This window comes from Mycolicibacterium canariasense (assembly GCF_002101555.1).
GTDB lineage: Bacteria > Actinomycetota > Actinomycetes > Mycobacteriales > Mycobacteriaceae > Mycobacterium > Mycobacterium canariasense.
Genome location: NZ_LQOL01000003.1, coordinates 18,645 through 38,478, shown reverse-complemented (window position 1 = coordinate 38,478; position 19,834 = coordinate 18,645). Strand labels below are relative to the sequence as shown.

The following is a 19,834-nucleotide window of genomic DNA, read 5'->3' as shown; positions in this document are numbered from 1 at the left end:
TCCGCATATCGACCTCATGGTCGCCAGTTGTCCAATCCGAACCTGACGAGGTCGGTCATTGCAGAGGAACCTGCGTAGACGTCTCGCGTCGGATCCAATCCGTCCTTCTCGTACCCGCTCGTGACACCGATGGCGTAGGGGTCGGTGCCGGCGAAGTACCAAAGCGGTCCACCAGACCACCCTGGCGAGACGTGATGCACTGTTTCGTACTCCCTGCCGGGAGAGTCGTTGTCGATATCGCGGATACCGAGGGCGAAATTGACCGCAGGGCGGCCCCCGAAGGAATCAGGGTAGCCCGACGATGTGTAGCTACGACTCTCAATGTCGCTGTCCCCCGCGCTGCGCGTACCCATCCATCCGAGCGCGTTGCCGAGCGGTTGATATAGCCTGCACAGCGCGTAGTCGTAGCCGAAGGGTGAGGTGCCCTGCGGCCGATAACCGCGAAACTCGGACACGTACGACGAGCCGAACGGTGTCGGATTCGGATCGCCGGCTCGATACGCGGGGATGAACTGTACCCACCAGTTCGCTTGGTCCCACGGCATGACGTGTGGTCAAGTCCAGGGGCGTGGTGTACGACGTCGTCGTGTGATTCTTCGATGTGGTGGTTCAGGCGGTCAGGGCTGCGGGGGTGGCCTCCTGTTCGGTCGGGGTGTCATTGACGGTGCGTGATTTGCTCAGTACGTCCAGGCCCAGGTAACGCCGGGACTCGGCCCATTCGTCATGTTGTTCGGCGAGCACGGCGCCGACGAGGCGGATCAGGGCGTCGCGGTCGGGGAAGATGCCTACGACGTCGGTGCGTCGCCGGATCTCCTTGTTGAGCCGTTCCTGGGGGTTGTTGGACCAGATCTGGCGCCAGATCTGTTTGGGGAACGCGGTGAACGCCAGCAGGTCGGGTCGGGCGGCTTCCAGGTGATCGGCGACCTTCGGAAGTTTGTCAACGAGTGCGTCGATGATCCGGTCATATTGGGCGGCAACGGATTCCGTGTCGGGTTGATCGAACACCGAATGCAGCAGGGTGCGCACCCACGGCCACGACGCCTTCGGGGTCAGCGCCATCAGATTGGTCGTGTAATGCGTTCTGCAGCGCTGCCACGTTGCGCCGGGCAGGGTGGCCCCGATCGCGGCCACCAACCCGGCGTGGGCGTCACTGGTGACGAGCTTGACCCCGGACAGGCCTCGGGCGGTCAGCGACCGCCAGAACGTCAGCCAGCCGGCCCCGTCCTCGGCGGTGGTGACGTCGATACCGAGAATCTCCCGGTACCCGTCGGCGTTCACCCCGACCGCGATCAGGGCGTGCACGTTGACCACCCGGCCACCCTCGCGGACCTTGAGCACCAGGGCGTCGGCGGCCACGAATGTGTACGGTCCGGCATTCAGCGGCCGGGTCCGGAAAGCCTCGACGGCGGTGTCGAGTTCCTTGGCCATCACCGACACCTGCGACTTCGACAGGCTGGTGATGCCCAACGTTTCAACGAGCTTGTCCATCCGCCGTGTCGAGACCCCGAGCAGGTAGCAGGTCGCGACCACGGTGGTCAGGGCCCGCTCGGCGCGTTTGCGGCGTTCCAGCAGCCAGTCCGGGAAGTAGGATCCGTGCCGCAGCTTCGGGATCGCGAGATCCAATGTGCCTGCGCGGGTGTCGAATTCGCGGTGTCGGTAGCCGTTGCGGGAGTTGGTGCGCTGCGCCGAACGCTCACCGTAACCGGCGCCGCACAGGGCGTCGGCCTCGGCGCCCATCAGGGTGTGGATGAACGTGGCGAGCAACTCGCGCAGGACGTCGGGGTGGGTGGTGGTGAGTCGTTCGGCCAGCACGGAGGGTAGGTCGATATTCTGGGCAGCGGTCATCGCGTGGTTCCTTTGCTCGAGTGACTTTGGACGGTCCCTCGAAGAATCACGCGATGACCTTCAATCACTCGGCTACGACACGCCGGTACCGCTGATCAGGTCCGACTCGTACACCACTCTGCTGGACGCAACCTGACGTGTCCGGCCGTCAGGACGAGGTTGGGCCCAACGAGGTATCCGGTGCCGCCCGCTGTCGGGGTGTACACCTTGCCGATCGTGCGCCATGGGTACGGGAAGCGCTCCGCCTCTGCCGCGAACGCTTCCAGGAACATCCGGTCCTCGGCGAGGCCGGTCTGCTGAGCGGCAAGCGGATACGGAGCCAGCTCCGGCAGGTATCGCTGCTCGACCCACGGCGGACGGTGCCCCTCGATGTGTACATCGCGCTCCCGCGACTCCACGTCGGGGTCGAATCTGAGTTCGGTCTGCTCGAGTCCTGGAATCGTGGACCTGATCTGCCCATCCGACTCGAGCACACGCCAATCAGCGGTCGCCCCGGGTGGTTTACCGACCTGGAATGCGGTGTTCGGGGTGTAATTCGACCGAATGTAGATGCCGCTGTCTGGCTTGATCAGCTCGGCGATATCGGATGGCATCGCCGTTGTGGCGGGAATTGGGGCGGCTGCACGCATCTCTTCCAGCGTCAGCCCGGGTGCTGGAACGGTCGTCGGTGTCGTCATGGGTCCTCCCTCGCGATGCACGCAGACGAGCGCCTGCGCCTGCGAACGCGACTGTCACCCTGTGCGTCCGCTATCAATCGAAAGTGTCTGTGCTTTCGGCATGTTGAGACTAGGGTCGGTGGCGCCGGGTCAGCTTGAGTAGTCGACTACTCGACTTCTTTGGACAGCTCTCGGCTGAAAATCTCCGGTGGCCACGCTGGGCCTAACCCGATTGGGCCGCGGCCAGCACCCGTGCAGCCTCGCGGACCGCGGCCACGTTGGCCTTCCCCTGCCGTGAACCGGCCAGTTTGGCGGCGATGTGCGCGCCGACGGTGATCGGTTCGTACGCCATCCCGGCATCGGCGTCCAGATATCCGGGGGCAGTGCAAATCACCGCATCGACGTTGCCGTCATGGAAGAACGCGGCCGACCGCCGCCGCTTGATGGTGCCGTCGACGATCGGCGGTTTCACCCGGTGCAGCGTCGACATCCACTGGTCGTTGGTGATGCGTGCCGTGAGATCGCCCAGGTTCACCAGCAGCGCGCCGTCGGCGGGCGCCACGTCGTGCCACTGTTGATCCGTGCCCAGCACCTGCAGGCCGGCCACCTGATCGGCCCACAGGACGGTGACGATCCCGAAGTCGGTGTGCTCTCCCATACCGGTCAGATCGCCGTCGAGGGAGACGGTGCCCTCGGGCAGAGCGTAGTTGTTCATCCGGAGCACGTCGACGGAGTGGTCGGTGATGCGCTCGAAATACCCGGGCTCCAGACCCAGTGCAACGCAGAAGATTCCCGTCAGAGTTCGGGCGACCCGACCCGCTTCGGCGAAGTAGTCGAGGACGGCAGGCTGGAAGGACGGCGCCTCGGCGGGCCAGACGTTGATGCCGTAGTCCGCCTCGTCGAGATCGAGACCCGTGAAGGACCGCGCCTCGACACCGATGTTGAACGCCTCGAAGAAATCGTTCATCCGGCTGGCGGACTCGACGCCGAGCGACAAGCTCAGCGATTCGCTTTTCGGCGGGCTGTACCCGCGGTTGGCGGGCACCCGGTAACGGTTCTTGGTCTCGACGGTCAACCCGAAGAACTGGTCCATGGCTGTGGCCAGCCCGTCGAGCGTCTGTGCGGAAATACCGTGGCCGAGGATCTGCATGAAACCGACCCGACGGCAGGCGTCGTCGACAGCGTCGGCCACCGCCTGTTTCGCGGTATCGTCGCCGCCGACAACCCACGGCGTGATGTCGATCGCGGGTACTTCGAACGAGCTCATCGGTTCATCTCCATTCCATGGTCAGTCCAGGATGCCAGCCGTGCGCGCAGAGCGTCCTTGTCACTGGAATCCAGCCAGCACGCGTCGATCGCATTGGCGGTGAACGTGACCATTTGCGCCACGTCGTATCCCAGGGCGTTGCCCACCGCGTAGTAGTCATTGGAGGGATCGGTGCCGAACATCGGCGGGTCGTCGGAGTCGATGCACACCCGCAGCCCGGCGTCGACCATCTGCCGTATCCGGCGGTGGCTGCCGTCACCCGATCCGCTGTAACGGCCGATGTCGGAACTCACCGGGGTGCAGGTGAAGGGCACCTGTTCCTCGACGCACCGCTGGGTCACCCGCTCGTCGGTCACCACGTGGTAGCCGTGATCGATTCTGGTGCAGTGCAGTTCGTCGAGCAAAACTTCGATCTGCGCGGGTGGCCCGCTCTCCGAATGGGCGGTCCGACTCAGCCCCGCCTTCTGGGCCAGTGCATACACCGGCGCGAAGGGAGCGGGCGGGCCCAGTACCTCTTCGTAATCCAGACCGATGCCGAGCACTTCGTCCACACGATGTTCGATCACCTGCTCGACCAGCGACAACGCCTCGGCAACGGTGTGTTGCCGATTGATCGCGATGATGATCCGGCTCTCGATTCCCGTATCGGTGCGGGCATCGCGGATGCCGTCCAGGATGCCCGCCAACGCGGTGGGATACGGCAGGGGGCTGGGTTGGGGTGACACGAAGATCTCGCGGTACCACACGTTGTGGTCTGCACCGAACGTGGTGAGTGACTCGTAGGTGATGCGACGGTAGTCGTCCCGATCGTGCAGCGCCGCACCGATCAGATCGTAGACGGACAGGAACTCGCCGAGGTCCTCGTACGCCGCGCTGTCGTACACGCTGTCGGCGCCGGGATTCCCGGGGATCCGTACACCGTTGCGGGCGGTGAGTTCGACAGCGGTGGCCGCCGGTACCGACCCGAGCAGGTGACAGTGCAGGCTCACTTTCGGAATACGTTGTGCGACATCACGAGAGATCATGGCACCGCGATGGCGGCGTACTTCGACCGCAGGTAGTCCGATGTCGTCACCGGTTGGTAATCGTTGGCCCGCCCCAGTGGCGGCGGGAACGATTCGATGACCTGATCGAGGTTGGCCTCGAAGAAGAAGATCAACGAGATCAGTTCCTCATCAGGGGCGTCGGTGCTGGGCGGCAGTACCCGATGCATGGTCGAGGTCCACCGGTCACCGGTCCAGCGGGCCATCAGATCACCGATGTTGATGGTGTAGGCGTCCGGGATCACAGGGGCGTCGATCCAGCGCCCCTCCCGGGTGCGCACCTGCAGGCCGCCGTAACCGGCTTCTCGATCCAGGATGGTGATGGTGCCGAAGTCGGTGTGCGGCGCAATGCGAAACTGCCCCTCCTCGACGGGACCGATACGGTTCAAGGCGGGATACCGGTTGATGTTGAACGAGTGCGGCGAACGTATGCAGCGGTCGACGAACCAGCTGTCCGGCAGCCCCGCCGCGACAGCCAGAAGTGTCAGCAGTTCAGCCGCCAGCTCACGCATGGCCGCTGCGTAGGAGACACACAAGCCTTGTAGTCCCGCCACCTCCGTGGGCCAGACATTGGGCGGGAACCATTCGGTGTCGACATCGGCGTCACCGCTGCAGTAGTCGTGGCCCGATACGAAGCTCTCCTTCAGATCGGGTGGCAGCTCGACATCGAGCAGGTAGCCGTTGGCCTCCTTGCCCGGCGGTATCCAACCGCGCCCGCCGACGGCGGTGGCATAGCGTTCCTTGACGGCAGGATCGAGGGCGAAGAACTCCCGAACGGCGTCGCGGATACCGGCTCGCAGCTCGGAAGCGACCCCGTGCCCACTGACCATCAGGAAGCCGCTGTCGATCAGTGCCCGGTCCACCGTCGCCGCCAGTGCTGCCCGTTCGGCGTGAGAGCCGTTGCGCCACAACGAGAGATCGACCAGTGGTATGGATGCGGTCATGCGGCTTCTCCTCTGGAGGTGAGACGTAACAGGATCGGGTAAGTGAGTGCGCCGGCCAGCAGGCCGGCGGCGATGCTCAGGTCGGCGCCGCCGAACGCCGCGGCGACCGGGCCGACGAAGACGGTGGTGTTGATGCACAGCGCCGCCGCGATCATGCCGAGTACCTGTGCACCCACGCCGGCGCGCGAAAAGCTCTGGTACACCGCTGCGGAAGCGTGCGGATAACGACCCCGCCGGCGTGCGAGGTCCACCAGGAACACTCCGGCCCACGGGGCGAACCAGATGATCATGAACAGCAGGAAGGTGCTGACGAACTGATAGAAGCTGCCGGACAACACCACTGCGGCGCCGACGAACCCGCACAACACCCCGTCCACCAGTACGGCCTGCCACCGGGAGATCCGTACGCCCAGGGCCTGCAGCGTGACACCCGAGGAGTACAGGTCGACGCCGTTGAGTGAGAGCATCTGGACGATCACCAGCACCAGGTAGATCACTACCAGCCAGCCGGGGAAGACCGTCGACAGGCCGGCGATCGGATCTCCCGCATCGGGGAGGGCGATGGCGATGGCCGCGCCCAGCGCCATGAGCAGGGCCTGTGGAATGCCGCCGCCGGCCGTCACCGCGGCGATGATGCGATACCGGCTGGTGCCGGCAGGAAGGTAGCGCGAGTAGTCGGCGGCCGATGACGACCAGCCGAGCCCGGAGCCGCTCGCGGCCAGCGCGACGCCGCCGAGGAACAACGCCCACGAAGCTGGGGCACCATCGTCGACATGGAGGTCGTCGGCAACCAGACAGGCCATGACGAGGAAGATCGCTGCGAACGGAATAGCCAGCAGGCGAAGTACTTTCGTGATCGCCGCGTGCCCGAGCAGCGGCAGTACCGCTTGCAGGACCGACAGGATGACGACGATGAGCACATGACCGGCGATGGAGACCTTCACCCCGGCCATGTCCAGCAGCGCACCCGTGGCCAGCACCATGACCACCAGATCGAGCACCTCGTAGCCCAACATCATGATCCAGTTGAAGAAGGCCACCGGCCGAACGCCGATACGGCCGAAGATCATCTGCGAGACGCCGAAGGTGGTGGTGCCCGCGGTAGGTCCCGCAATGGACACCACTCCGGCAATCAGCCAGGTGAGGTTGCCGAGCACGATCGCGAGCAGTGCCTGCCACCAGTTCAGGCCCATGGCCACCAGCAGGGTGCCGTAGACCACGGTCAGGACGTTCATCACGAGCCCCGACCACATGGCGCCGAGCTGCCACGGCCTACCGTGCCGTTCATCGTCGGGGATGTACTCGATGCCACGCCGCTCGACACCGAGCCGCTGTTGATCGCTGCGGCTTATCCGCTCGTCGGGCGGATCCTGCTCTATCGTGGTCACTGGATGGTCCCGTCGTCGTGTGGTGAGCGCGAAGTGCTGATAATTGACAGCAATCAGAGTCGCCATCCGATATGTCTGATCTATCAACCGAGTGTTGCGAAGGTGTAAATGACAGCCGAGGTCGGCCTGGATGAACGGGCACTCGCCCTGCGCGCCGGCGCAGCCATCCGCGCGATTCGTGAGAAGCGTCAGCTATCAATGCGCGAAGTCGCGGCACGCGCAGGTATCAGCCAGCCGTTCCTGAGCCAAATAGAACGCGGCCAGAGCATGCCGTCGATGATCACCGTCTACCGGCTGGCCGAAACTCTCGACGTCACCCCGGGGGAACTGTTGCCGACCAGTACCGAATCCAAGGTAGCCGTGATCCGCAGTGACGAGGGCCGGCTGCTGCCGGTCGCCGACCGTCCCGACGCTGCGCTCGGGCGGGTACTGGTGCTCAGCCGCGACGAGAAACTGCAGATCATCGAGTACAAGATCGAGCCCGATCAGTACATCGGGGAATGGTTCCAAACGCCCGGCGTCCTGGCCCTCTACATGGTGTCGGGACAACTGGACATCGACGTCGAGGGCGCGGGCACCTACCGCATCGGAGCCGGCGACCTGATCACCCATCCGTCGCCGCTGCGGCACCGGTGGCTGCTCGTCGACAACCAACCCGCCCACGCGCTCCTGGTGATCACCGAATAGTCGGGCCGGCGGCAGCCGGCTGCGCCGAGCGCTTCTCCCCGCCGAAGACCCACCTACCGACGCGGGCACATCCGAGCCCCGGTGGCGCTCAACATAAGGTTGGACGCCCGACATAGGATTTGGTAGCGTACTTGTTGCCCGTCGTACCCGGGCACTGCGGTTGCTGAGTAGGCGGAGGTGTGGCGACTGCGGCCGGCATGTAATCCATTGCGCTACAGCTCCTGTCGCCATGCGGCGTTTTCGCACTAACCCTCGTGGGGATTCGCGAGCGTGGGTCCGATTGATACTGCGGCGTCCGGGTCTCGGGGACCTTCTCGGAATGGAAGCGGGGCCGCACGAATCGTGGACAGCCTAGGTCAGGAGATCGAGTGGTCGCTTGGTGCGCGGGCCGAATTGTCTTCAGCTATCAGATCTGTGCGTGAGGTGCGCCTATGGACGAACGGACGCCGGGTGCGGAACACGCTGTCGCAGAGCCTCCGCGATCGCGCTCCGCGATGACGAGACGCTCGATCTTACGGGGTGCCGGCGTCGGCGTTGCCGGACTGACGGCACTCGGTGGCGCGGCCGTTGTGGGACATTCGATCGGGAAGCAGCCACCGCGACTCCCCCAGCCGGTGCCGATGGCGGCACCCCTGCGGATCGATCACGTCACTGTGGTCGACCCGCGGGATGGCAGTCGGCGGGTCGATGTGTCCATCCGCGTACGCAATGGGGTGGTCATCGCTGTTTCCGCCCTCGGCGCTGAAGATCCCGTCGGTGGCGAGTGGGCGATAGATGGCGAAGGCCGGTTCGTCGTACCGGGATACGCCAACATGCACACGCACGTACTTCAGAATGAACGCCCCGAACTGTTCCTTGCCACCATGCTTGCCGAGGGCACGACGGGAATGCGACAAATGGCCGGAAGCGACAAACTGCTCGACGCTCGTCGCCAGTCGCGTCTGGAGCCGACCGGCTACGCGCCGGGCCTGCTCGCCATGCCGGGAGCGCTGCTGATGCCGTTCAATGCGAAAAGCATTGCAGACGTCGAACGTTTGATCGCGGAGCAACGGCGACAAGGTGCTGATTTCATCAAGATCATCGACGCCGATCGTGAGGTGTTCTTCGCCGCTGTCGACGCTGCGCACAGCAACGGAATGCGGATCGCCGGACATCTTCCTCCGTCAGTGACAGCGGCGGAGGCGGCCGCGGCAGGGATGGACTGTATCGAGCATCTCGGCACCGGGGGCAACGTGTGGTTTCAGACGTCCTCGGATGGTGCTGCATTGCGCACCGAAGCTGATCACGCCGAATCCGGGCGGATCCCGGGGTGGCTCAGCGGCCTGCCATTCGCCGACCATCTCTTCTCGACCGACTTTGTGCAGCAACGCGTGAAGAAGATGCTCCTCAACCCGGCGCTGTTGGATTCGGCTGAGACGGTCGCGCTGCTGCGCCGAGCACTGGATTCATTCGACGAAGATGCCGCGCAGCACCTCGTCGACGCGTTCGCGCGCCACAAGACCTGGCATACACCCACACTCGTCCGACTGCGTACCCAGTATCGAGCAGATGACCCGGCATATGCCGACCATCCATGGCTTTCGCTACTGTCCGACGAGGACCGCCGTGACTTTCACGCCACACGCGACCGGTTTCTCGATCTGCCCGCTGATACTCGGGCGACGTATCACGACTGCTACGACATGTCGGTGCGATTGGTCGGGATGATGCACACCGCCGGGGTGCCCATCATGGCGGGCACGGACGGTCCGAGCGCATCGCCAGGGCAGGACTTGGCCTCAGAATTCCGGGAGCTCGCGGCCGCTGGGCTGCGGCCGCTCGACGTGCTTCGTTCAGCGACGACAGTACCTGCGGCTTACCTGAACCGAACGCACGACCTGGGTGCGGTCGACGTCGGGTTCAAGGCGAACTTCCTGTTGCTTGACGCTGACCCGCTGGCATCCGCCGACAACCTCTCGCAGATCGCGGCGGTGATCCGGGCCGGTCACTTCATCGCGCGGGACGAGATTCGATCGCTGATCGATCAGCTCGTGGGTTGAGCTCGCGCGGCCTGCCATGATTGCCGTTGTCCCGACCTGAACGGCGTCACCACCCCGATGCCGTCAGGACGTGAGTTTGCAGACAACCCAGCACGGGAGGAATCGGTATGGCGGGATGGCTGGACGTGCACGCCCACTATGTAACTGCCAGGTACCGCGACGAATGCGTGGCCGCCGGCCACGCTCACCCGGACGGGATGCCCGGGATGCCCGACTGGAGCGTGGAGGCGGCACTTGATGTGATGGGCCGCAGCGGTATTGCCGCTGCGGTGTTGTCGGTGTCCTCGCCCGGGGTTCATTTCGGCGATGATTCGATTGGTGCCAATGCGGCAGCGCGCGCACTGGCCGCCCATGTCAATGATGTTGGTGCTCAACTGGTCACCGCTCGGCCGGCGATCTTCGGTCTCGCGGCCACGCTTCCGTTGCCCGACGTTGACGGAGCACTCATGGAACTGCGCCGTGCCCGGGATGGTCTGGGTGCCGATGCGGTGACGTTGCAGACCAACTACCACGGCCGCTACCTGAGCGACCGAGAGTTCGCCCCGGTGCTGGCCGCACTGGATGCGGATGCCGCCGTCGTGCTGTTGCACCCGACATCTCCACCGGGTTGGCAGACGACTGCTCTCGGCCGGCCGCGGCCTATGTTGGAGTTTCTGTTCGACACCACCCGCTGCGTCATCGATCTCGTTCTCTCACAGGCACTGACCCGTTATCCCTCGATCCGCTGGATCGTGCCGCACGCGGGGGCGGTGCTGCCGGTCGTTGCGCACCGGGTCGCGGCCGTGGCCGCGGTGACCGGTTCGAGCGCGGACGTCCCCGGTGCGCTCGCTACGCTCTACTACGATCTGGCCGGGCTACCGCTGCCCGTAGCCTTCGACGCGTTGACCACGGTCGTCGGACCGGATCGCTTGCTCTACGGTAGCGACTTCCCGTTCACGCCGGCCCCCGCGGTCGTCGCCCTGGCACAGGCACTCGCGCAGGCGCCGATGCTGCGCTCTGCTGAGCTGGCGCTCAACCCGGGCGCGGCGGGCGCATCGCTGTTTCCCAGGCTCAGTGGCTCTGCGCTCCCCCGATGATCGGATATCCGGTGACCAGGTGACACTGCTCGGCTGGATCGGTGGGCTTCCGCATGCCCTGAAAACCACTGAGCTGCAAGCCGGTACTTTGACGTCAGACGGCGATGACCATCCCGTCTTTGCCCACCGTCACGGTGCCCGAGTAGTAGTCGGCCATCCCGTGGGTGAACAGGTAGCGTTTGATCGCGCTATCTGGGTACGGAGTCAAATGCGTGAGCACCACATGCTTGACACCGGCCTGCTGAGCCTGCTTGGCCAACGCAATCGTGTCAGCGTGGTAGGCAATGGTCCGCTCCGCAACCTCGGCGTCATAGTCCATGCCCATCTCGCGCATGATCGGAATTGCCCGGCGAACCAGATGGGACGCGTATGCCTCGTGCACAACGAGATCGGCGTTCTGCATCGCCGGCATGTTCAGCGGACTGACCTCTGTGTCCCCGCTGACGAATACCTTCTTGCCCTGGTACTGGATTACGTAGCCGAACGCCGGTTTGACCGGATCGTGCACGACCAGGTGGGCGTCGATGGTGATGCCGCCCTCGTCATAGACCCGAGCCGAGCGAACATTCTGTGGAACCGCAATCTCCATGGGATGTGCTTGGGCTGCACTTCTATTCGACTCCAGTTCGGGCATGTTTGCGATTCGGAACGCATTGTCGATCGCGTATGCGTCGTTGATCGCTCTGACCACTTCGACGGTGCCCGCCGGCCCCATCACGTCAAGGGGCTGCGATCGTCCCCAGATCCAGCCCTGATTGATCAGCGCACCGAGACCGTTGAAATGATCGGAATGGAAGTGGGTGAGAAACACCCTCTCGATCTCGTCGAGTGCGACACCGGAGTCGGCAAGAGACTTGGCCGCACCCTCCCCGGCATCGAATACGAACATCCTGCCGCCGACCGATACGAGCGTGCACGCCTGCGCCTTCGCCGCGCTGAGCTCGGGAGAACCCGTTCCACACAACAGGACCCGCAGCAGCCCGGGATCGCTGACAAACCCATGACCCGACTGCTCGGTCAGCTGCTCACGAATGGCGCGCTCGATCAACCACTCTCGGTTCAGATACACGATAACCCCTGCCAGCAGGGCAGCGGCACCGAGCGCCGCCCCGCCCGACAGTGCCAACTTCTGCCACCTCCTGATCGTCGTGCTCTCCGAAGGGGGTCGAACCACATCGAACTCCTCGCTGGGCGTTTCGTTTACGCCCGCTTCCGCGCTCATGGACAAGAGGTGCCGGGGCGAAGCTGGGCGTAACCGAAAGGCGGCCCAGCACGCACAGCATAACATTGGACGTACGGCATAGAGCGAGCTTGCTTGCCGCTTCGGCCGTCACATCACTGCGCCGCATGCCACGGAGGTATTGGAGTTGGATGATCGTCCAACGATCGGACAACGGTATTGCCTCAGTTATGGTTGTCCGATGAGCCGTCAAGCCGAGATCAGCGCCGAAAGCCGCGCACGGCTGTTGGCTGCCGCATGGGAGTTGCTCGCCGAAGGGGGATCACGAGCAACCACGGTGCAGGCGGTCGCCGAACGCGCCGGTATCAGCCGCGGCTCCATCAGTTGGCACTTCGGATCCAAGGAGGGGCTGATCGTCGCCGTCGTGAACAGTGCGTTCGATCTGCTGACGGACAACATCTCCGCTGTTTTCGACTCGCCGGGACCGCACGGTTGGGATGCGGTGCTCAATGCACAATCAGTGGTGCTCAGCGACGAGCGGTTCCGCATCTTCGGCACACTCGCGCTCGAAGCCGTGACCGAAGCAGGGCCTGTAGCTGTGGCGTTCGCAGAGGGCCACCGGCGAATCCGCGATCTCTACGCCGACTACCTCGCCCGCCACAGGCTGGTATCGGAAGGCGTGAGCCCCGTTGACGCCGCCACCGCCCTGCGGGCGCTGACTCTAGGTCTCAACATCCATCGTCGCTTCGACGGCGAAACCATCACATTGCGAACGGCATTCGAAGCACTGCAGACCGTCACCATCCCCTCGTCCCCGGCGAACCGGCGCACCCAGCGCGGGCGGGCGGCGGTGGCGAAGTAGGTCCGGTAGGTCCGCCGCCACGGAACTGCCAACGACACCGAGTGGATCACCTGCCCGGTTCCAGGGCCCTCCCCCCTCAATCCGCATCCAGCATCAGGGCCGCGACAGGACAGACTTCCGCTGCCGCCGCGGCTTGGCCGGCCAGGCCTTCGGAAACGGATTCGGATGTCAGCAGAATGGCGATGCCCTCATCATCGAGATCGAAGATATCCGGGGCGACGGCGATGCATTGACCATGACCTTCGCATCGGTCGCGGTTGATCTGGATCTTCATGTGACTGCTCACCTCACAGCGGGGAACGGGACTGTGCTTCGACGATCACATGCCCCGTGCCGCCACGTCAACGAATTCTGACGATTTCCTCATAAATGCGGAAAAACTCACCTAGCCCTGCGGCGGTGGTGTGACTGTGCCCAGCGACCATCAGTCGGGCTTGTGTGCAACCACGCCGGGCGCCATCGGGACCGGCCAATCGTTCGGCGAGTCGCGCAGCGACGAGATGTCGGGTAGCGGCTTGCGGCAGATTATTTCGGCCTGCTTCGGAGTCATGCCCAGCGTCCTCAGTAGACGTTCGGTCACCAGGTCGACGGTGGCTTCGGTGTCACGTTCGGGCCGCTCCCGCAGGAGGGTGACCAAGCCGACGAACATGCCCCCGGCGATGGCCAAGCCCAGTTCGGGGTCGGCGATCGTGAACCGCTTTTGACCGATCGCCGCGGTGATATCGCGCAGCGCCCTCGGCGACAAGCCGCGATTCGACAAGATCAACGAATCGCCATGCGCGAGCAGCAAGGCCGCCTCTTGCGGGCGGTAGCGGAACAGTCGCCCGCTCAAGCGATAGTTGGCGGCAAAGGCCTCGGCCGGGTCCGAAATGGATCCAGTGAGGCTGTCGAGTATGGCGCCGAGATCGTCGAGTGCATCGGTCACGGCGGCCTCGAACAACTCCTCCTTGGTCGAGAAGTGGTTGTAGAAGGACCCCATACCGACATCGGCCGCTTGGGTGATCTCCAGGATCGGCACACCCAGTTTGCCCTGGGCGATGAAGCCTTGCGCCGCACGCACCAATGCGTTGCGGGTACGCAGCTTGCGCCGCTCAAGGCGGTTTACCGGCGGTTTCGCCGAATCGGCGACACTGCGCTCAGGCAGATCCATGCGGCGATATTACCAGTTCGAGTCAATCTTGAGGATTTCGTCAAGATGCTTGACTGAGCGTCTAGTCGCATGTGACGATTTCATCAACTACTGGTTGAGGGGTGCGATGTGGCACGGACGGTGACACGGCAGACCGACAGGCACAGCGGCCTGCACAGTGAGCAGGGGGCGCTGCGCGGTGAACATCCCGGCCGCTCGCGGGATCCGATCATCCGCGTCGCCGACATCGCCTGGCTGGAGTTCGACAAGCCCGACCTCGTCCGCGCCGAGGCATTCGCCCGCGCCTTCGGGTTCGGTATCGCATTGCGTGACCCCCAAGAGCTACATCTGCGCGGCACCGCGGCCGGAGCGCCGTGCGTGATCCTGCGGCGTGGTCAGCGCACCCGCTTCTCCGGGCTGGCGTTGCGCGCCGCCGACGAGGTCGACGTGCTCCGCCTGGCCGACAAGACGGGCGCGCGCTTGCAGCCGCTTCCCGAATCCGTTGGCGGAGTGGGGGTTCAACTGACCGAACCCAGCGGCACGGCGGTCACCGTCGTCGCCGGGCTACACACCCTGCCCGCCCAGCCCGCGCAGGAACCTCAGGTGCGTAACACGGGAAACGCCGACACCCGGATCAATGCGACGGTGCGGCCGCCACGAGTACCCGCCCGCGTGCAGCGGCTGGGTCATGTGGTGTTGCAGTCCACGACGTACCTGAGAACACTGAACTGGTATCTGGACATGTTCGGGATGATCGTCAGCGATTTCCTGTTCTTTCCCGGCCAGCGTGACCGGGGACCGGCGATGAGCTTCATCCGCTGCGACCGTGGCAGCGAACCGGCCGACCATCACACCCTCGCGTTGGCGCTCGGACCGGCCAACCGCTACATTCACTCGGCCTACGAGGTCAGCGACCTCGACGCCCTGGCGGCCGGGGGCGAATACCTACGCGAGCGCGGGTATTTCCGCTCGTGGGGAATCGGCAGGCACATTCAGGGCAGCCAACTGTTCGACTACTGGCGCGACCCCGACGGGTTTCTGGTCGAGCATTTCGCCGACGGTGACGTGTTCGACAACACCCTCGAACCCGGCTGGGCCCCGTTCACCGCATCTGGGCTGGCGCAGTGGGGGCCGCCGGCCACGAAGGACTTCCTCGACGCCAGCCCGCGCGCCGCGCGACATCAAGTGTCCTCGATGCTGACCGCGCTGCGCGGCGACAACGAGTTCGACCTCAACCGCCTCATCGGCCTACTGAAAGTTGCTGCTTCGTGACCATTTCCGTCCTACGCACGAAAGACGCTTGGTGGGCGCAGACACCCACCGGCGCTGCCAGAATCTCCACAACTGCCACCACCACCAGCGAGCTGCTCGCTGACCGTGCGGCCATCGAGGACGCCGCGGCTGCCGAGGGTTCCGTCGCCGTCGACGAGTTGGCGCTGCTGTCGCCGGTCACTGCCCCGTGCCGGGTGATCGCCCAGATGACCAACTTCGAATCCCACGTCCGCGATTCCGGCATGGATCCGAAAACCGTTCCGCTGACGTTCTTCCGCAAGTCGTCGGCCTCGATCAGCGGCCCCTTCGATGACATCGTGCGACCCGCACACGTCGGCCTGCTGGATTACGAGATCGAGATCGGCCTGGTCATCGGGCGGGACGTCCCGGTCGGCACCGCGATCACCGATGCGAACCTTGCCGATGTCATCGCCGGTCTGACGATCACCAACGATGTCTCGGCCCGCGACATCCAGTTGCCGCAGACCCAGTTCTACGAGGCCAAGTCCTACCCGACCTTCACCCCGGTGGGGCCTGCGCTGGTGCTGCTGGACAGCGCCGAACTGGCCCGGTTCGGCGACTTGCGGCTACGGCTGAGCGTCGGCGGCGACGAGCGCCAGAACGCGGTTGTCGAGGGGGACATGCTGTACCGCCCGCTGCAGGCTCTGCAGTCGCTGACGAGGTTCCAGGACCTGGCGGCCGGCGATCTCATCCTCACCGGAACCCCGGCCGGCACCGCATTGACCGCCCCGCCCAAACCGATCGAGATGATCGGCAACCTGCTGCCCCCTGCGGTCAAGTGGAAGGCATTCTTCTCCCGGCAGGCCAAGAACCCGAAGTACCTGCAGCACGGCGACATCGTCGAGGCCTCGATCGCCACCGATGACGGTGTCCTGGACCTGGGCACGCAGCGGCTGACGGTGCGGCACGCATGAGCATCGACACGCTGTGGCCTGTCGCCCGATCACCGCGAGATCTGCCTGCCATCGAACAGGTTCCACTGGAAAGTCGCGGACTGCCGGCGTCCACTTACGGCGTCGTCCTGCGCGCCGCACGATTGTGGCCGGACCGCACCGCGATCACCGTCCTGCCGGACGGGACCAACTACGAGAGAAACGTGCGTCGGACGTTCGGTGAACTTGCGGACGACGTGACACGAGCGGCAAAAGCATTGCAGCAGTGTGGTATCGGCCGATCCGACGCAGTGTTGCTGATCAGTCCGAACTGCGATGAATTGATCACCGCCACCCTGGCGGCTCAGGCCGCCGGTATCGCGGTACCCATCAACGGATCGTTGTCCGGCGGGCACGTCGCCGAATTGGCTCGACTCTCAGGAGCCCGGGTACTGATCACCGCCGCGCCCGAACTCGACCCCGCTGGTGTGGAGCGGGCCGCCGCGCTGGCCGAGGCCGGCCTGGTGGATACCGTGTTGCTGCTGCGTCCCACGCTGGCAGACGATGCGCCTGGTCCGCTTCCGGCTCTGCCCGGCGTCACGGTGGCCTATCTGTCGGCGCTGGCCGCCGAACAGGACCCGCGACCGCTCGACGGTGGGCAGGCCGATCCGGCCCAGTTGGCCGCGCTGTTCCACACCGGCGGCACCACCGGCACACCGAAGCTGGCCGCACACACCCACGGTAACGAGGTCGCCGACGCCTGGATGGTCGCCGTCAGCGCCGACCTCGACGAGGACGCGGTGGTCTTCGCCGCGCTGCCGCTGTTTCACGTCAACGCTCTGATCGTCACCCTGCTGGCCCCATTGCTGCGCGGCCAGCCCGTGGTGTGGGCGGGGCCGCTGGGCTACCGCGATATGGGCCTGTACCAGAACTTTTGGCGCATCGTGGCGCACTACCGACTGGCGGCGATGAGCGCCGTGCCCACCGTGTATGCAGTGTTGGCCAGCATCCCCGTCGACGCCGACATCTCCACACTGACTTCCGCGGTGTCGGGTGCCTCGGCCTTGCCGGACACCGTGCGCCTGGACTTCCGCAACGCCACCGGGGTGGACTTGGTCGAAGGGTACGGGCTCACCGAGGCGACCTGCGCCAGCGCGCGCAGTTTCCCCGATCACCCTCGGCCCGGTTCGGTCGGTCAACGCATGCCCTACCAACGGCTCAAGGTCGTCGAGGTTGGCGACGACGGCACCTGGCAGGAGGTTTCGACCGGTCAGATCGGCACACTGGCCATCAGTGGACCGACTGTCTTTCCCGGCTACGTCACCGGGCGCGACGATGACGGCTACGTGCTCGACGGTCGTGGCGCCCTGCGCGACGGGTGGCTCGACACCGGCGACCTGGCCAGCATCGACGACGACGGTTTCGTCTACCTGGCAGGACGGGCCAAAGACCTCATCATCCGCGGTGGGCACAACATCGACCCCGCGGTGATCGAGGACGCGTTGCTCGCTCATCCCGACGTCACCGCCGCAGCAGCAGTGGCACGACCCGACGCCCATTCCGGCGAAGTCCCTGTCGGATTCGTCACGCTGCGACCGGGTGCGACCGTGACCGGTGACGAATTGACCGCATTCGCCGGCGACCGGATCAGCGAACGCGCCGCGGCACCCAAGACGGTCACCGTCATCGACGCGATACCGGTCACCGACGTGGGCAAGCCCTACAAGGTTCCGCTGCGCGCCACCGCCGCCGAACACGCGCTCACCGAAGCCCTTGCGGACGAGCCCGGGGTGGTGCAGATCGTGGGCCAGGTCAGTGCCGGGCTGCCCACCGTCGTACTCACCCTCGGGCCGGACGCCGACCGCGCCGCCGTGGAACGGGTGGTGAAGTCGTTCTCGGTGAACCACGAGATCAACCAGACATGACTCGATCGAATACCTCACGGACCGAACATGTTCCGGTCGCCATCGTCGGCGGCGGGCCCACCGGCATCACAGCGGCCACCCTGCTGGCTCAGTACGGTGTGGACACCCTGGTGCTGGATCGCTGGCCGCAGGTGTATCCGCAGCCGCGCGCTGTTCACCTCGACGACGAGGTCTACCGCATCCTGGCCCGACTGGGGATCGCCGGCGAGTTCGCCCAGATTTCCCGTCCGGCCCACGGCCTGCGGCTCATCGATCGCGACATGGCGGTACTGGCCCAGTTCGACCGCGATACCGGCTTGACCCGCAACGGTTTTCCGGCGGCCAGCATGTTCGATCAACCCCAACTCGAGGAGCTGTTGCGCGCCAACCTGACCCGGTACCCGCGTGCGCGCCTGCGCGGTGACACCGAGGTGCTCCACCTCGCCGTGCCGTCGGATGCCCGGCCGTTGCGCCTGACCTTGCGTGATCGCTCGACCGGGGAACACTCGGAGATCACCGCCGATTTCGTGCTCGGCTGCGACGGTGCGAACAGCATGGTCCGCAGCGCAATCGGTGCATCGATGCGCAACCTGAAGTTCGACCAGCGCTGGCTGGTGATCGACATCGCGACCGACGCCGATCTGCAGCAGTGGGAAGGCGTGCACCAGCTCTGCGACTCCCACCGCGCGGGCACCTACATGCGTATCGGACCCACCCGCTACCGGTGGGAATTCCGGCTCCTGGACCGTGAAACGGTCGACGACTATGCCACCCTGACCGACCTGCGCCCGCTGATCGCCCCGTGGACGCGGGACGTCGACGACGCCGACCTTCGGGTGATCCGCGTCGCCGAGTACACCTTCCGCGCCCAGCTCGCCGACCGCTGGCGGCACGGCAACGTCTTCCTGCTGGGCGATGCCGCCCACCTCACCCCGCCGTTCATCGGGCAGGGCATGGGCGCCGGGTTACGCGACGCGATGAACCTGGCCTGGAAGATCGCCGGCGTCCACCACCGGGATCTCCCACCCAGCGTGCTCGATAGTTACCAAGCCGAGCGCCGACCGCACTCACGCCACATGATCTCGCTGGCGCTCAACGTCGGACGTGCGATGACCGCCGGGGGCCGGATCGGCGCAACCGCGCGCTCCGTGGTGTTGCCCCACCTGCATGCGGTGCCGGGACTGCGTGCGAAGGTCACCGACTCGCGCACCCCGCCCCTTCGATCGTCGGCCGTGCTCCGGCGCTCCCCGCGCACACGCGGGATCGCCGGACACTTGTGTCCGAATACACTGCTGGACAATGGTGTTCGTCTCGACGATCAGCTCGGCGCCCGGTTCGGCGTCATCACTCGCGTTGCGCTGACCGTCGCGCAGCAGGAGATCGTCACCGCGCGCGGCGCTCGCACCGTCCACGCCACCGCCGGATCTGAGCTGGATCGCTGGCTGCGCCGTCATTACGTCAAGGCCGCAGTGGTCAGACCCGACCGCACCGTGATGGTCGCCGACCGTGACCTCACCGCAGTGTGCCACGGCGTCCCGCTCTTCCTACTCGACCACCGCCCAACGGTCTCGTCCAACGGCCACACCCGGCCGATCAGCCCACCAACCTCGCCGTCCGCCGGCGTCGTTCACCACGATTAGGAATCATCC

18 protein-coding genes are annotated in these 19,834 nt (G+C 65.3%); 8 read left to right on the top strand and 10 right to left on the bottom strand.

All coding sequences use genetic code 11. From position 1 onward, the window contains the following. Positions 1-14 precede the first annotated feature (14 nt). From AWB94_RS00475 to AWB94_RS00445, 7 genes are all read right to left on the bottom strand, one after another. Positions 15-545, bottom strand: coding sequence for a trypsin-like serine peptidase (locus AWB94_RS00475; RefSeq protein ID WP_062655210.1), 531 nt, complete (start codon positions 543-545; stop codon positions 15-17). A 64-nt stretch (positions 546-609) separates the two neighbouring features. Further along, on the bottom strand, positions 610-1,845 hold the full coding sequence (locus AWB94_RS00470) for an IS256 family transposase (RefSeq protein WP_062655209.1): 1,236 nt from the start codon (positions 1,843-1,845) through the stop codon (positions 610-612). Positions 1,846-1,940: 95 nt separating this feature from the next. Further along, a complete protein-coding gene (locus AWB94_RS00465; RefSeq protein ID WP_131805210.1) occupies positions 1,941-2,522 on the bottom strand; it encodes a hypothetical protein in 582 nt (193 codons plus the stop codon). A gap of 202 nt (positions 2,523-2,724) precedes the next feature. Then, positions 2,725-3,768, bottom strand: a complete 1,044-nt coding sequence (locus AWB94_RS00460; protein WP_062655207.1) for an isopenicillin N synthase family dioxygenase — start codon at positions 3,766-3,768, stop codon at positions 2,725-2,727. Beyond that, on the bottom strand, positions 3,765-4,757 hold the full coding sequence (gene add / locus AWB94_RS00455; RefSeq protein ID WP_234811551.1) for an adenosine deaminase: 993 nt from the start codon (positions 4,755-4,757) through the stop codon (positions 3,765-3,767). The genes AWB94_RS00460 and add overlap by 4 nt, the downstream gene beginning before the upstream one ends. Before the next feature lie 32 nt (positions 4,758-4,789). Then, on the bottom strand, positions 4,790-5,755 hold the full coding sequence (locus AWB94_RS00450) for an isopenicillin N synthase family dioxygenase (protein ID WP_062655205.1): 966 nt from the start codon (positions 5,753-5,755) through the stop codon (positions 4,790-4,792). Continuing rightward, positions 5,752-7,143, bottom strand: coding sequence for a purine-cytosine permease family protein (locus tag AWB94_RS00445; protein WP_084395022.1), 1,392 nt, complete (start codon positions 7,141-7,143; stop codon positions 5,752-5,754). The genes AWB94_RS00450 and AWB94_RS00445 overlap by 4 nt, the downstream gene beginning before the upstream one ends. Positions 7,144-7,251: 108 nt before the next feature. Here AWB94_RS00445 and AWB94_RS00440 point away from each other — a divergent pair, with 108 nt between their 5' ends. The 3 genes from AWB94_RS00440 to AWB94_RS00430 all read left to right on the top strand — a co-directional run bounded on the left by AWB94_RS00440 (position 7,252) and on the right by AWB94_RS00430 (position 10,945). After that, positions 7,252-7,830 (top strand): type II toxin-antitoxin system RelB family anti-toxin, encoded by a 579-nt coding sequence (locus tag AWB94_RS00440; RefSeq protein ID WP_062655202.1) that lies wholly within the window; start codon positions 7,252-7,254, stop codon positions 7,828-7,830. A 620-nt stretch (positions 7,831-8,450) separates the two neighbouring features. Beyond that, entirely contained in the window at positions 8,451-9,869 is a 1,419-nt protein-coding gene (locus AWB94_RS00435; protein WP_165605275.1) for an amidohydrolase family protein, read from the top strand. A gap of 107 nt (positions 9,870-9,976) precedes the next feature. Then, the gene (locus AWB94_RS00430; protein ID WP_064961236.1) at positions 9,977-10,945 is read left to right on the top strand and encodes an amidohydrolase family protein; all 969 of its coding nucleotides are present in this window, start codon (positions 9,977-9,979) and stop codon (positions 10,943-10,945) included. Between the two features lie 94 nt (positions 10,946-11,039). On the opposite strand, the gene AWB94_RS00425 is transcribed toward AWB94_RS00430, so the two are convergent. Then, complete coding sequence (locus AWB94_RS00425; protein WP_165605274.1) at positions 11,040-12,167, bottom strand: MBL fold metallo-hydrolase; 1,128 nt, start codon at positions 12,165-12,167, stop codon at positions 11,040-11,042. A gap of 139 nt (positions 12,168-12,306) precedes the next feature. Here AWB94_RS00425 and AWB94_RS00420 point away from each other — a divergent pair, with 139 nt between their 5' ends. Next, positions 12,307-12,987, top strand: coding sequence for a TetR/AcrR family transcriptional regulator (locus AWB94_RS00420; RefSeq protein WP_234811550.1), 681 nt, complete (start codon positions 12,307-12,309; stop codon positions 12,985-12,987). A gap of 76 nt (positions 12,988-13,063) precedes the next feature. Here the strand turns inward: AWB94_RS00420 and AWB94_RS00415 are convergent, their stop codons facing one another. Further along, the gene (locus tag AWB94_RS00415; protein WP_062655290.1) at positions 13,064-13,261 is read right to left on the bottom strand and encodes a ferredoxin; all 198 of its coding nucleotides are present in this window, start codon (positions 13,259-13,261) and stop codon (positions 13,064-13,066) included. 150 nt (positions 13,262-13,411) lie between these two features. After that, entirely contained in the window at positions 13,412-14,137 is a 726-nt protein-coding gene (locus AWB94_RS00410; RefSeq protein ID WP_062655197.1) for a TetR/AcrR family transcriptional regulator, read from the bottom strand. 120 nt (positions 14,138-14,257) lie between these two features. On the opposite strand from AWB94_RS00410, the gene AWB94_RS00405 reads away from it, so the two are divergent. Genes AWB94_RS00405 through mhpA form a run of 4 tightly spaced genes read left to right on the top strand, consistent with a single transcriptional unit; the run spans position 14,258 to position 19,825 of the window. Continuing rightward, positions 14,258-15,388, top strand: coding sequence for a VOC family protein (locus AWB94_RS00405; protein ID WP_409365954.1), 1,131 nt, complete (start codon positions 14,258-14,260; stop codon positions 15,386-15,388). Beyond that, positions 15,385-16,323 (top strand): fumarylacetoacetate hydrolase family protein, encoded by a 939-nt coding sequence (locus AWB94_RS00400; RefSeq protein WP_062655195.1) that lies wholly within the window; start codon positions 15,385-15,387, stop codon positions 16,321-16,323. The genes AWB94_RS00405 and AWB94_RS00400 overlap by 4 nt, the downstream gene beginning before the upstream one ends. Next, positions 16,320-18,206, top strand: a complete 1,887-nt coding sequence (locus AWB94_RS00395; protein ID WP_062655194.1) for an acyl-CoA synthetase — start codon at positions 16,320-16,322, stop codon at positions 18,204-18,206. Before AWB94_RS00400 ends, AWB94_RS00395 begins: the two co-directional genes overlap by 4 nt. Continuing rightward, positions 18,203-19,825 (top strand): bifunctional 3-(3-hydroxy-phenyl)propionate/3-hydroxycinnamic acid hydroxylase MhpA, encoded by a 1,623-nt coding sequence (gene mhpA, locus AWB94_RS00390; protein ID WP_084395008.1) that lies wholly within the window; start codon positions 18,203-18,205, stop codon positions 19,823-19,825. Before AWB94_RS00395 ends, mhpA begins: the two co-directional genes overlap by 4 nt. Positions 19,826-19,834 lie beyond the last annotated feature (9 nt).